The 13,962-nt window shown below is 53.8% G+C and carries 10 protein-coding genes and 1 pseudogene; 7 read left to right on the top strand and 4 right to left on the bottom strand.

Annotation, left to right across the window (positions count from 1 at the left end; genetic code table 11):
- The 4 genes and pseudogenes from ACETPC_RS10445 to ACETPC_RS10430 all read left to right on the top strand — a co-directional run.
- Positions 1-218: pseudogene (locus ACETPC_RS10445) on the top strand (galactokinase); the annotation flags it as partial.
- On the top strand, positions 212-1,243 hold the full coding sequence (gene galM, locus ACETPC_RS10440) for a galactose-1-epimerase (RefSeq protein ID WP_380181096.1): 1,032 nt from the start codon (positions 212-214) through the stop codon (positions 1,241-1,243). The pseudogene ACETPC_RS10445 and the gene galM, both read left to right, overlap by 7 nt.
- Positions 1,244-1,389: 146 nt before the next feature.
- Positions 1,390-2,142: a 2,3-diphosphoglycerate-dependent phosphoglycerate mutase gene (gene gpmA, locus ACETPC_RS10435; protein ID WP_380181094.1), complete on the top strand. Its 753-nt coding sequence runs from the start codon at positions 1,390-1,392 to the stop codon at positions 2,140-2,142.
- Positions 2,143-2,675: 533 nt separating this feature from the next.
- Positions 2,676-6,272 (top strand): autotransporter outer membrane beta-barrel domain-containing protein, encoded by a 3,597-nt coding sequence (locus ACETPC_RS10430; protein ID WP_380181092.1) that lies wholly within the window; start codon positions 2,676-2,678, stop codon positions 6,270-6,272.
- A 156-nt stretch (positions 6,273-6,428) separates the two neighbouring features.
- On the opposite strand, the gene aroG is transcribed toward ACETPC_RS10430, so the two are convergent.
- Positions 6,429-7,481 carry a 3-deoxy-7-phosphoheptulonate synthase AroG gene (aroG, locus tag ACETPC_RS10425; RefSeq protein WP_380181090.1) on the bottom strand — a complete coding sequence of 351 codons (1,053 nt, stop codon included), beginning with the start codon at positions 7,479-7,481 and terminating at the stop codon, positions 6,429-6,431.
- Positions 7,482-7,777: 296 nt separating this feature from the next.
- Here aroG and ACETPC_RS10420 point away from each other — a divergent pair, with 296 nt between their 5' ends.
- Together ACETPC_RS10420 and zitB are read left to right on the top strand one after the other, a co-directional pair.
- Positions 7,778-8,131: a YbgS-like family protein gene (locus ACETPC_RS10420; RefSeq protein ID WP_380181088.1), complete on the top strand. Its 354-nt coding sequence runs from the start codon at positions 7,778-7,780 to the stop codon at positions 8,129-8,131.
- Positions 8,132-8,282: 151 nt separating this feature from the next.
- A complete protein-coding gene (gene zitB / locus ACETPC_RS10415) occupies positions 8,283-9,218 on the top strand; it encodes a CDF family zinc transporter ZitB (protein WP_380181086.1) in 936 nt (311 codons plus the stop codon).
- Here zitB and pnuC read toward each other — a convergent pair whose 3' ends face one another.
- The 3 genes from pnuC to ACETPC_RS10400 all read right to left on the bottom strand — a co-directional run bounded on the left by pnuC (position 9,219) and on the right by ACETPC_RS10400 (position 11,616).
- Positions 9,219-9,920, bottom strand: coding sequence for a nicotinamide riboside transporter PnuC (pnuC, locus tag ACETPC_RS10410; protein ID WP_380181084.1), 702 nt, complete (start codon positions 9,918-9,920; stop codon positions 9,219-9,221).
- Between the two features lie 30 nt (positions 9,921-9,950).
- Positions 9,951-10,991 (bottom strand): quinolinate synthase NadA, encoded by a 1,041-nt coding sequence (gene nadA, locus ACETPC_RS10405; RefSeq protein WP_380181082.1) that lies wholly within the window; start codon positions 10,989-10,991, stop codon positions 9,951-9,953.
- 127 nt (positions 10,992-11,118) lie between these two features.
- The gene (locus ACETPC_RS10400) at positions 11,119-11,616 is read right to left on the bottom strand and encodes a methylated-DNA--[protein]-cysteine S-methyltransferase (protein ID WP_380181080.1); all 498 of its coding nucleotides are present in this window, start codon (positions 11,614-11,616) and stop codon (positions 11,119-11,121) included.
- A 169-nt stretch (positions 11,617-11,785) separates the two neighbouring features.
- Between ACETPC_RS10400 and ACETPC_RS10395 the strand changes: the two genes are divergently transcribed.
- A complete protein-coding gene (locus ACETPC_RS10395; protein ID WP_380181078.1) occupies positions 11,786-13,270 on the top strand; it encodes an AlkA N-terminal domain-containing protein in 1,485 nt (494 codons plus the stop codon).
- Positions 13,271-13,962: the final 692 nt, after the last annotated feature.

Genomic DNA, 13,962 nt, shown 5'->3' with positions numbered 1-13,962 from the left:
CGATCGATGCTCTGGTGAGTATTGTGAAAAACACGCTGGGCGATCGTGGCGGCGTGCGTATGACCGGCGGCGGCTTTGGTGGCTGCGTAGTGGCGCTGATGCCGCTGGATTTAGTCGATGACGTACAAGCCGCCGTGGCGGAGCAATATGAAGCACAGTCCGGCATCAAAGAGACTTTCTACGTCTGCAAAGCTTCCGCAGGAGCAGGCCCATGCTAAATCAATCCCTGGCGCCGGACGGGCAGCCGTGGCGCATCACCACTCTGCGTAACGCTGGCGGCATGGTTGTTACCTTTATGGATTGGGGCGCGACCTGGCTTTCCGCACGCGTGCCGATGAAAGATGGCAGCGTGCGCGAGGCGTTATTGGGCTGCGCCACGCCAGCCGACTATCTTAACCAGACCGCCTATTTGGGCGCTACTGTCGGCCGCTACGCTAACCGTATCGCTAAGGCAAAAATTAGCCTTGACGGTGAAAGCTGGCAGCTGGCGGCCAACCAGGGCGAAAACCAGCTGCACGGCGGCCCACAGGGTTTTAACAGCCGCCGCTGGCAGATTGTCAGGCAAACCAGCCAGGAAGTGGAATATCAGCTGGCTTCGCCCGATGGCGATCAGGGCTATCCCGGCAATCTGCTGGTCACCCTGCTCTACCGGCTTGAAGATGACAACACGCTGGCTATCAGCTATCACGCGACGGTGGATCGGGCTTGCCCGGTTAATCTGACTAACCATGCCTATTTCAATCTTGATGCGCAGCACGGCGATGCTCGTCATCATCGACTGCGCCTGCGCGCCGATCACTATCTGCCGGTCGACAGCGAAGGCATCCCCAACCGCCTGCTGACTGACGTCACCGACACCGGTTTTGATTTTCGTGAAATGAAAAGCGTGGCGCAGGACTTTTTGCTTGATGAGGATCAGCGCGCGGTAAAAGGTTACGATCACGCATTTCTGCTTAACGGCGGTGACGGGACGCAGCCAGATGCCGAGTTATGGTCAGCCGATGGGCGGCTTAAGCTTAGCGTCTATACCACTGCGCCCGCACTACAGCTCTATTCCGGGAATTATCTGGAAGGCACGCCATCGCGCGAGCAGGACGTCTATACTGCCTTTCAGGGCATTGCGCTGGAGAGCGAGTTTTTGCCCGACTCGCCTAACCATGCGGAATGGCCGCAGCCCGACTGCTGGCTACGGCCAGGTGAATCGTATCAGTCAGAGACGCGCTATCGCCTGACGCCGCTTTGATTAAGCGCATGAAAAACGCGCATCGCCTACGCGGCGGGCTTACCAGCCGCGAAGATTTCCGTTATGGTAATGGCCAGTAAAAATTGCGTCGGCAATTTTCGCTTTTCCGTTATCTCAGAAACGTCAGATTATTAAGGAGTTAAGCTATGGCTGTAACTAAGCTGGTTCTGGTACGTCACGGCGAAAGCCAGTGGAACAACGAAAACCGCTTTACCGGATGGTACGATGTTGATCTTTCCGATAAAGGGCGTACCGAAGCGAAAGCGGCGGGTCAGCTGCTGAAAAAAGAAGGTTTTACCTTTGATTTCGCTTACACCTCCGTGCTGAAACGTGCCATCCACACGCTGTGGAACATTCTGGACGAAGTGGATCAGGTCTGGCTGCCGGTTGAAAAATCCTGGCGTCTGAACGAGCGTCACTACGGCGCCCTGCAGGGTCTGGATAAAGCGGAAACCGCGCAGAAATATGGCGACGACCAGGTTAAACAGTGGCGTCGCGGCTTTGCGGTAACGCCGCCAGAGCTGGATCGCGCCGATGAGCGTTTCCCTGGCCACGACCCACGCTACGCCGCGCTGACCGCCGAGCAGCTGCCAACCACCGAGAGCCTGGCGCTGACTATCGATCGCGTGCTGCCTTACTGGAACGAATCCATTCTGCCTCGCATGAAAAAAGGCGAGAAAGTGATCATCGCCGCTCACGGCAACTCCCTGCGCGCGCTGGTGAAATACCTGGATGATATGAGCGAAGAAGAGATCCTGGAACTGAACATCCCAACCGGCGTACCGCTGGTGTATGAGTTCGATGAAAACTTCAAGCCAATCAAACATTACTACCTGGGCGATGCTGACGAGATCGCGGCTAAAGCCGCCGCCGTGGCTAACCAGGGCAAGGCGAAATAATCTTTTTCAACCCCACGCCAGCGTGGGGTTGTTTCTTTTTGTTTGTTGCTTTAACCCGGCGCATTGATTACCGGCTCCTTTGTTAATTAACAGTGCGTTATCCCTCTCTTTCCTCCCTGATAAAACGTTGTATTTAACTTCCTCCTGGGTAATAAATTTTATTATAAATATACTTCAGGATAAAACTGGATAAAGACCCACCTGTTAATTTAAATAAACCTTAAAAATAATTCCCATAATGGCATTAAAGCCAGCCGTTTTGCGGCCCTGCATCGGGGTCAGGCAAAAGATTCAAAAGAAACCATCATTTTTCATTTCCAAATAAAATCACCAAAATAATTAATAATAACCAACAAGCTGTTATAAAAATAACTTCCAGGATACAACCTAATCACCTAATATAAAATAACCGGCACGTTCGCATCATAGTTTTAACTTTTAATCCTTGATTTTTTAGCCGCTCTTTTTTCCTTAAAATATCTGCGAGGCCGGAGGTGACTTTTCTGTAATTTTAAAAAATAAAGAAAGGATGAATGATGACTACAACAGCATACTCTTTTCCTCTCAGCCTGCTAACGCTGGCGCTATTTCCTTTATACGCCGCTGCGGCCTCGCCCTGGACGGTTACCGACGGCTCCACGCTGCAGGTAACATCCGGCTATACCTCTACAGACAAATACGATACGCCGCTGAAGGCCTCAGGTGCTGGCAGCCAGCTGCTCACCACTAGCGGCCTGGTTTTTATTGTGGCTGACAGCGCAGCCTCAGCAGCCTGGATCGCCGATCGTGCCTCGCTGGAACTTAATAACGCGACGCTGTTTATTTCAGGAAAAAGCGCTAAAGGTCTCTATGTTAATCAAGCCGCGGCAAGGATTAACGGCAGCAATATTATGGTGGCTGGCAATGAAGCCCAAAGCGCTGGTAACGTCATTTATGGCGTTAACGCAGACATTATTGTTAACGACACTGCGTTAACGGTGCTGAATAACGCCAGCAATATAATCTCGCTGGCTGGCGGCACGCTGGATGCAAAAAATCTCACGCTAAACGGCAGCGCGGCCTTTACTCAGGGCGGTATTTTCCTTAATGAAGTTACCGCCTCGCTGGAGACCATCCAACTAAATTTGCCGGGGACGGCAGCGGGCTCGGCTCTGAATCTGAGCGGGAATATCACAGGCAGCAATATCACCATTCAGACGGCGGCTGAAAATACCAGAACAGCCGTAATAAGCGGCCCACAGGGAAATATAAGCAATATAGCTTTGTATAACAGCACTATCGATTCTGTCGCTGGCGCATTCAGCATCAGAAGCGCCGAAGTACTGCTGGATAACGTCAACGTTACCACCCAAAGAAATTTCGCTTATCCCGCGCAGTTGAGTTCTGATGCGGTTCTGACTATCCAGGGCGGCACATGGCAATCTTCAGGCGACTATGCGGATGGCGTCTGGCTTAGCGGGAGTTCCACCAGCCTCAAAGCTGTCGGCACAACCTTTATCACCAGCGGCTATAAAGCGTCGGCGGTTAACGCGCAGAAAGGCAAAACGATATTAACCGACAGCACGCTTATCACCTCAGGGCAATGGGGCTACGGCCTGAACAGCAATATTGATACCCGTGCCGAAGGTCTGACTATCACTACCTCTGGTCTCTATGGGCATGGCGTAGTGGCCTGCGGCAACGGCAATGAGCTCAGCCTCCTTTCCCTCATTAATTCCAGCATCACCACTACCGGCAACAGTGCTATTGGTGTGGCAGCAGTCGCAGGCGCTACGATCGGGCTGGATAATGTCGATATCGTTACCAGCGGCGCTCAGGGATATGGCATCCAGGTTCAGTCCGGCAACGCCAGGGTGATCCATTCTTCGCTAACAGCGACAGGCGACAGGAGTTTTGGTTTACTTGCTTTAAACAATGCCACAGTTAGCGCAGATGAAGTTGACATAACCATGTCCGGCACTGGCGTCTACGGCCTTACCGCAAATTCTGCCACTCTTGGGATCAACAACAGCGAGGTTTCTGTCACAGGAGCTAACGGCGCAGGACTGTATGCTCACGCTTCCGCTAACTTTACGGCAGAAAATCTGAAGTTAAACGCTTCCGGACAGAATACGCACGCGCTGGTTATTGGCGGAGCGAAACTGAATATCGGCAATAGCGAGGTAAAAACCGCGGATGCTTCTTCAGTAGGGTTGCTGGTTCAGTCATGGAATAACGAAGTGACGCTGGATAATACCACGCTGGGTAGCGAAAACGGTTATGGCGTTTATGCTCAAAGTGCCGGGCTTGAGTTAACGCTAAAGAACGGTTCACAGCTTTACGGCGGCAACGGCACGGCGCTTTTTGCCGACAAACTTGCTGGTAGTCTCTATTTATCAACGGTGAACATCAACGCTCAGGGTAACTCACAGATTACTGGCAAGCTGATGGCCGACAGTCATGGCAGCACGCTGAACCTGACATTAAGCGATGGCTCGCAACTCAACGGTGCCGCGCAAAACGTTAACCAGCTGACGCTGGACAGCACCAGCAGCTGGCTGCTGAGCGACAACTCTGTGGTTAGATCACTTCAGCTCGGCGGCGGGCTGGTTTCATTCAGCCGGCCTTCCGGCTTTAGCACGTTAACCGTCAGTGACAACCTTAGCGGATCTGGTAATTTTGTGCTGAATACGCGACTGGGCAGCGATACTTCCTCTACCGATAAACTGCTGATTATGGGTGACGCGACCGGTAGCTATAACGTCGCTATCTATAATGCTGGCGGCACAGGCGCCCTTACGACTCTGGGCATCCCGGTTATTAACGTAGCTGGCGAAGCGCAGTCCGCTACTTTTAGCCAAACCACTACCCTTGTCGCAGGCAACTATCAGTATTTTTTAAACAAGGTCAGTGAACACGACTGGTATCTGCAATCTTCGCTGACGGCGGTTACATTGAGCGACACGGAAACTAATGGCGCAACCTTTCGGCTCGCCGCTTTAAGTCAGCCGGCTGAAGCTACCGCCACTGATACGCCGGATAACACCACAGCTGGCGAAACAGCGGCTTTTGTCAGCAACGCCACTGCGGATGCCGCAGCCGACGAAACCGCGAAGACAGAGATAATAGTGGCAGGCGCTCCGGCTACCGATACCGCGGTGCCGGTCGTGGCCGTAGCCGACAGCGAAGCTGCGGACATTGAGACATTAGCGGATAACCGAGCGGCCATCGCCACCGGCGTGGTGGCTTACCGGCCTGAGACCGCAGGCTATCTTATCGCCCCCTGGCTGAATGCCGCTTACGGTTTTGCAACTGCCGGTAGCCACCAGGATCGCTATAGTGCTTACCGGGATGGCGCAGTCTGGGGCCGAACATCGGTCAGCCACGACCGCTACAGCGCCGGACGTTTTGCCTGGAGAGTCAATACCGCCTATTTGCAGCTGGGCGGCGATATCGTGCAAAAAGAGCTGGCAAGCGGCTGGGATCTGGCAGCCGGGCCGCTGCTGACGGCCGGGCATCTGCGCAGTAAAAACAGAGATAACGCCCGCAGCCTGCGCCCCGAACTTTCCAGTAAAGTGGGTAAAAACAGCATTGACGCCTATGGTATCGGCGGCTATTTATCAATGGAGGACTCTGGCGGCGCTTACCTGGACGGCGTAGTGCAGCTTACCCGCTACCGCAACGAGTTTTCCAGCCTGACCGATGCAAAAGCAACCAGCTATGGTACGGTAATTTCACTGGAAGGCGGCCTGCCCATAACGCTGGACAACGATTTTGTACTGGAGCCGCAGCTACAGGCGATGGGCCAGTATTTGCGTAGCCGCCAGCTTGACGCAAATGGCGTCAGGCTTAACAAGCAAAACCAGATGCTGGCTCAGCTGCGTGAAGGCGTGCGCCTTTCTTATAACGGGCAGGTAGTCAAACCTTATCTTCAGGCCGATCTGGTACAGCGGCTTGGGACAACGCCGGGCATTAAGATGAATAACGAATCTTTAACGCCAGATATTCGCCGTCATCACTGGCAGACGGCACTGGGTATCAGCAGTCAGTTCGGCGGGCTAAATCTGTATGCTCAGGCGAAATATGCGCACAGCTTTGGCGCGGGCACGGAAGGCTATAGCGGCAATATCGGCCTGCAATATAGTTTCTGACGGGCTGAAGTTAAGTAATCTGATGCCGATCCATGGCGGCTCGGCATTTTATGTTGGCTGTGGTGGTTTTAGCTTATTCTGCCTGGCCAGGATTATAAATGATCTGTTATCAGCTTCCGGTAATACAATGGGGCGAATAAAACCCGCCCCGTTAGCTTAACCGCGGCGCGCTTTTACCGCATTTGCCAGCTGGCGCAGCACGGTTTCGGTATCTTCCCAACCGATGCAGCCATCGGTCACGCTTTTACCGTAAACCAGCGGTTCGCCGCTCTCCAGGCTCTGGTTGCCTTCTACCAGATGGCTTTCAATCATTACCCCGATAATTGCTTTTTCGCCACTCGCGATCTGCTGTGCGACGTCGTCCGCCACGTTCAGCTGCTTTTTAAACTGTTTGCTGCTGTTGGCGTGGCTAAAGTCGATCATAATCTGCGGATCCAGTCCCGCCTTCGCCAGGCCGGTTTTAACTTCTTCTACATGCTGCGCGCTGTAGTTCGGTTCTTTGCCGCCGCGCAGAATGATATGACAGTCGCCGTTACCGCTGGTTTCAACAATGGCGGAGTGACCATATTTGGTGACCGACAGGAAGCAGTGTGGCGCGCTGGCAGCGTTAATAGCGTCGATTGCCACCTTGATAGTGCCATCGGTGCCGTTTTTAAAGCCCACAGGACAGGAAAGACCGGAAGAAAGCTCGCGATGCACCTGGGATTCGGTAGTGCGCGCGCCGATAGCGCCCCAGCTCATCAGATCGGCCACGTACTGTGGCGTAATCATATCCAGAAATTCGCCCGCAGCAGGCAGACCAGTGTCGTTGATATCCACCAGCAGCTTACGTGCGATGCGCAGACCGTCATTTATTTGATAGCTGCCGTCCATATGCGGATCGTTGATCAGCCCTTTCCAGCCAACCGTGGTACGCGGTTTCTCAAAATAGACGCGCATGACCACTTCCAGCGAATCGCTTAGCTCTTCGCGCAGCTTCAGCAGGCGCGATGCATACTCTTTTGCCGCTTCAACATCGTGAATAGAGCAAGGCCCGATCACCACCAGCAGGCGGTCATCTTTCTTTTGCAGGATGTTATGGATTGCCTGGCGGGTAACGGCAACGGTCTTTACCGCCGTCTCCGTGGCAGGAAATTTTTCTAATAGCGCAACAGGAGGAAGAAGTTCTTTAATTTCGGTAATTCTTAGGTCATCGTTCTGATAATTCATAATATTTCCAGATAGTTACTGAGCCGTACTGCACGCCAGGCGCATCCTGACCAATTTATCCTTTGTACACAGGAGTGTAAATCGACTTTAGCTGAATTATTCTCGGGCCGGGTTGCTGTTTCGGGACTTTTTACTACACTTTCAGAGGTTAACTTTTTAATAAAACGCATAAAGATCACCGGCTTCGCTGCGGTAGATCTTATGCACGGGGAGAGGTTTTCTTCCCGCCTTTATGCAAACCGCTTTTTTAGCAGGGTTTGCTTCGCCAAAATGAAGCAAAAAATTAACGGAGTAAGATGATGAAAAAGTTTGCAATTGTTTTTCTGACGGCAGCAATGACTCTGGGCAGCGCCTCCGCAATGGCCGCAGGCGGCAATAACGGTACTGCTAACCAGGCTGCTGACGCTGGCGCGGCGGCGGGCGGTGCCAAGCAGAATCTGGCGCCGAATAAAGTCGATAACAGCCATATCAATAATACCGGTGAAGCCACCACCCCGACTAAACACCACAAAACCACTCATCACGCTAAAAAGAAAATGACCGCGGATGAAATCGATAAAAACACTCAGTGCAAAGATGGCAAATGCCCTGACGTTAATCAGAAAGTCGGCCCGGGCGCGGACAGAAAAACTGACGGCACTACGCAGTAACACGCCGGTCAGCCAAATCAGGGAGAGCCATGGCTCTCCCTTTTTTATTGCCTTAGCTCTGCTGCGCTGTATAAAAAGCCTGCCTGAAGGTACAGGCGGCACCGTACTTTGTTGATATGATTAAGCAGGTTTATTGAAAAGATGGATACTTATGGCGCACTCGCATTCTCATAGCGGCGGAAACCGCAATCGCTTATTAGCCGCTTTTATTGTTACAGCTGTTTTTATGGTCGCGGAAGTCATTGGCGGCCTGGTTTCGGGCTCGCTGGCGCTGCTGGCCGACGCAGGCCATATGCTTACCGATGCCGCCGCGCTCTTAATGGCGCTGCTTGCCGTACAGTTTGCCAGCCGCAAGCCTAACGCCCGCCACACCTTTGGGCTGCTGCGGCTCACCACGCTGGCCGCTTTCGTTAATGCTATCGCGCTGGTAGTGATTACCGCCCTGATTGTCTGGGAAGCGATACGCCGCTTTATGCATCCTGAACCTATTGCAGGCGGCTTTATGTTGGTTATAGCCGTGGCGGGTCTGCTGGCGAATCTGCTGTCGTTCTGGCTGTTGCATCACGGCAGCGAGGAGAAAAACCTTAACGTGCGTGCCGCCGCGCTGCATGTGCTGGGCGATCTGCTTGGATCTGTCGGCGCTATCGCCGCCGCGCTGATTATCATGTTTACCGGCTGGACCCCCATAGATCCGATTCTTTCGATCCTGGTCGCGGTGCTGGTGCTGCGCAGCGCCTGGGCGTTGATGAAAGAAAGTTTTCACGAGCTGCTGGAAGGCACACCGCCGGGCCTGGACGTAGAGAAGCTAAAGCGGGCGCTGGTGCTGAATATTCCCGAAGTACGCAACGTGCACCATGTGCATTTGTGGCTGGTCGGCGAAAAGCCGGTGATTACGCTGCATGCCCAGGTGATCCCGCCTTACGATCACGATGCGCTGCTGCATCGCATTCACGACTATCTGCATGAGCACTATCAGATTGAGCACGCTACGGTGCAAATGGAATATCAAAGCTGTGAAGATGGCGACTGCGAGCTCTCATGGGGAAAAGGCGAGCATGACCCTGCGCATGCCCACCACCACCATTGATTAAAGCGCCCTACGGGCGCTTTTGATCCACAGCCAGGAGCCGTTCAGCGCTATCAGCGTCAGGATGGCATATTCCAGCGACATGGCGTAAACGCCCTGGCGAGCAAAGATCATTACGCTAATCACATCTATCACTACCCATAGCAGCCAGTTTTCGACATATTTTCGCGTCATTAAAATCATCGCAACCACCGAGAGCACCAGCATACAGGAATCCCAGAACGGGAAAGCATCCGGCTGCAGCTGCGGCATCGCCACTGCCAGGCCCAGCGTCTGCATCAGTTTGACGGCAACTTCTGTCAGCCACGCGAAAACGGGATTGATATACAAAGTCATTAGCGCAATCGCTACGACGCTAAACACCGCCCAGCCCAGCGCCTTCGGCAGGCCCAGCCAGCGGATTTGCAGCGCCTGCTGATTATCCGTCGTCTGCCTTGTCCAGGCATACCAGCCGTAAACATTGGCACCGAAAAAGAAAAGCTGTAATAGCAGGCTGGCATAAAGCTGGATCTGGAAAAAGATTACGGCAAACAGCGTGACGTTGATCAGGCCGAAAACGTAGTTAATATTTTTTTCGAGGCTGGCGAGCCAGATGCAAAGCAGGCCGGCCAGCGTGCCGATCGCTTCAATCCACGAAAGATCGTAACCGCCCGCGCCAAGCGGAATATGAACCAAAATATTTTGCGTGCTGAAAAAATCCATTATTGGGCACCTTGTTCCTGAAATCAGGCGTTATTTTAGCGTTGCTGCAAAGGTTAGCATACGATTAAGAGGCCGTAACGCGCCCTGACGCAGGGCTTCATCCACGTGGATTTCATGCTCGCTGCCGCCGTGCTCTAATCCTTGCGCGATAGCCTGTAGGCCATTCATTGCCATCCATGGGCAGTGCGCACAGGTGCGGCAGGTCGCGCCCTCGCCCGCTGTCGGCGCTGCCAGCAGCTCTTTTTCCGGACAGGCCTGCTGCATTTTATAAAAAATACCGCGGTCGGTCGCCACAATCATTTGCCGCTGCGGCAGCGTTCTGGCTGCCTGAATCAGCTGGCTGGTGGAGCCAACCGCGTCCGCCAGGTCAACAATGGCCTGCGGCGATTCAGGATGCACCAGCACGGCCGCATCGGGAAAAAGCGCCTTCATTCTTTTCAACGCCTGGGTTTTAAATTCGTCATGCACAATACAGGCGCCCTGCCAGCACAAAACATCCGCGCCGGTCTGCCGGGTGACGTACTGCCCAAGATGACGATCCGGCGCCCAGATAATCTTTTCGCCCAGGCTGTCCAGGTGTTCAATCAGCTCTACCGCAATGCTTGAGGTTACTACCCAGTCGGCCCGCGCTTTAACGGCTGCGGAAGTATTGGCGTAGACCACCACGGTACGGTCGGGATGTGCGTCGCAAAAGCGGCTGAATTCTTCTATCGGGCAGCCTAAATCCAGAGAACATTCCGCCTGTAAGGTTGGCATCAGAATGGTTTTTTCCGGGCTGAGGATTTTGGCGGTTTCCCCCATAAAACGCACGCCTGCCACTAACAGCGTTGAGGCTTTATGCTGGCTACCGAAGCGCGCCATTTCCAGCGAATCCGCCACGCAGCCGCCGGTTTCTTCCGCCAGCGCCTGAATTTCCGGATCGGTATAATAGTGCGCGACCATCACCGCATCGCGCTCTTTTAATAATTGCTTGATTTTATTGCGGTAATACTGTTTTTCATCGTTGGAAAGGCGGGCGGGCTTTGCCGGGAAGGGGTAAACGGCGGCTTCAGCATCGAACATCAGGCTCATAACAGGGCTCTCGTTTTTTTAACTTAACCCAGGCGACTGTAAAACGGCAAAGGCCGCCCGTTTCGTTTTATATACTAAACAAGATAGCGGAAAATTTCGCCGCTGTCGCGCTGTTTTTACTGAGCCGTCAGGCGAGGCGGAATTCCTCTGGCGCTTCGATATTTAGTAAGAAAGCCTTGACCTCTAACCCCCCAGCAAAGCCAGTGAGCTTGCCGTTAGCGCCAATAACCCGATGGCAGGGTGCGATGATAGATATCGGGTTTTTACCGTTAGCCGCGCCTACCGCGCGTACGGCAGCCGGATGCCCAATGTCGCGGGCGATTTCGCTATAGCTGCGGGTTTCACCAAATGGGATAGCCACCAAAGCCGCCCAGACTTTTTTCTGAAATTCCGTGCCGACAAAATCCAGCGCCAGGGTAAACATTTTGCGTTTTCCGGCAAAATATTCCGCCAGCTGGCATTCCGTTTCCAGCAAAACCGGATGTGTGCCCTGCTGCAGCAGATCCGGCAGGCGATAGCGTTTAGGGTCTTCGTTTTCCCACAGCACCGCGGCAAGGCCTCTGTCGCTGGCGATGAGTTTTAACGTGCCGACTGGCGATGGCATAAGTTTATAAAAGTGCTGCATTTTTCCTTCCTCCGCCTTAGCTGGTATAGCAGTTATTATCCGCGTTCCTTGCTGTCGCGCCAGCCATTTTCGGACACAGGGTTAAAATAGTCAGGCGTCCGAAAATGGCTGGCAGCGTAACTGAAGGCGGCTTATCCTGCCAGAAAGCCAGCGGGAACAGGAACTGAATATGATTGACGAGCAAATAGCCTGGCGGGCGCTGACCTCAAGGGACAGCCGCTTCGACGGTTTATTTTACGTGGGCGTCGTCTCTACTGGCATCTATTGCCGACCCATCTGCCCGGTAAAAGCGCCGCTGGCGAAAAACTGCCTGTTTTTTGAGAGCGCAGAAGCCGCAGAAAAGGCGCATTTCCGGCCTTGCCTGCGCTGCCGTCCTGAACTGGCACCCGGCCATGCGCCGGTGGACAGCAGCAGCCGCGTCGCCGACGAGCTTATCAGGCTGATTGCGGAAGGCGCGCTGGAAGAAGAGTGTAGCCTGGAGGAAATTGCCGCACATTTTTCACTGAGTTCGCGCCAGCTAAGACGCATTGTACAAAAAGAATTGGGCGTCTCGCCGCGAGAGCTGCGCCAGACGCGCAGGCTATTGCTGGCAAAACAGTTGCTCACAGAAACGGCACTGCCGATCACCGAGATCGCCCTGGCCAGCGGCTTTGCCAGCCTGCGGCGTTTTAACGATGTCTTCAGCAAGCGTTACCGTATGCCGCCGAGCCGTCTGCGTAAACAGCTTCAGAGCGGTGATTTGACGATTAGCGAAACCTCCAGCCTTCAGCTTCATTACAGGCCGCCATTTGACTGGCAATCGCTGCTGGATTTTTTACACCAGCGCGCGTTAAAAGGCGTGGAGTGGGTTACGGAAAATAGCTATGCCCGTACGGTTCAGTTAGGCGACTGCAAAGGCTGGATCCGGGTCAGCGCGGTGGATAATACGCTTTCCGTAGAGTTTACTCACTCGCTGACGCCGGTTTTGCCAGTTTTGTTAAGGCGTTTGCGCAATTTATTCGATCTGGACGCGCATCCGCTCCTGATTGCGGAGTATCTGGAACAAGATCCTTTGCTTCGTGATAGCCTGGCTAAAAATCCGGGCCTGCGTGTGCCAGGCGCTTTCGATCTTTTTGAAATGGGCCTCAGGGCGGTATTGGGACAGCAGATTACGGTAAAAGCAGCGACCACGCTGGGCGGACGTTTTACGGCAGCTTTCGGCGAGCCGTATGCCACGCCTTTTGCTGAGCTTACACATCTCGCTCCAGAAGCGGCGATTGTCGCTCAGGCTCAGGCAGACAGTATCGCCAGCCTGGGGATTATCAGCGCACGCGCCAGAACGCTGATCGGACTGGCACAGGCCTGCGCGCAAGGGAAGCTGGCTAATAGCGCTGCTCAGCCGGAACAGATGCTGGCTACGCTTACCAGCCTGCCTGGTATTGGCGACTGGACGGCGCACTATATAGCTATGCGGGCGCTACGCTGGCCGGATGCTTTCCCGGCCGGCGATATTGTGGTCAGAAAGAATCTGGGCGGCGTCACGGCAAAAGAAGCAGAGCGGCTGTCGGCGGCATGGCGCCCGTGGCGCAGCTACGCGGTGATGCATATCTGGAAGAATTTAGCGCCGCAGGTTGAAACCCTGCCCGAATCGCAAATAGCAAAAAGGCGCCTTTAGGACTACTGACAAACCTGCAGCATTCGTCAGGCCCGGTTTTTTTTACAGCAACACGGTAGGTTGATAGCGGCAGAGGCTGAGCGGATAAGCGGACCGTTTGGCGCATGGACGCGCCAACCGAGCCTACATGGAAGTATTCACGGCGTGTCCGTGTTCCGATCTGCCTCTGCTGCTCTGTCGCTGATTTAGACGCAACCAGAGGTTTGTCATCAACCTAAAGGCGTTTTTCTATACTGGTGGGTTCCCGGCTAAAGTCTCGCCCTTCGGGTCGTTGCTTTCAACAATGCTGTCTTCCTTTAACCGACTCGACCTGCCCGAATTACGCATAGCAAAAAGGCGCCTTTAGGACTACTGACAAACCTGCAGCATTTGTCAGGCCCGGTTTTTTTACAGCAACACGGTAGGTTGATAGCGGCAGAGGCTGAGCGGATAAGCGGACCGTTTGGCGCATGGACGCGCCAACCGAGCCTACATGGAAGTATTCACGGCGTGTCCGTGTTCCGATCTGCCTCTGCTGCTCTGTCGCTGATTTAGACGCAACCAGAGGTTTGTCATCAACCTAAAGGCGTTTTTCTATACTGGTGGGTTCCCGGCTAAAGTCTCGCCCTTCGGGTCGTTGCTTTCAACAATGCTGTCTTCCTTTAACCGACTCGACCTGCCCGAATTACGCATAGCAAAAAGGCGCCTTTAGG

The organism is Pantoea sp. sgz302252, assembly GCF_042610525.1.
Taxonomy (GTDB): Bacteria; Pseudomonadota; Gammaproteobacteria; order Enterobacterales; family Enterobacteriaceae; genus Erwinia.
This window is presented reverse-complemented; position numbering and strand designations above follow the sequence as displayed.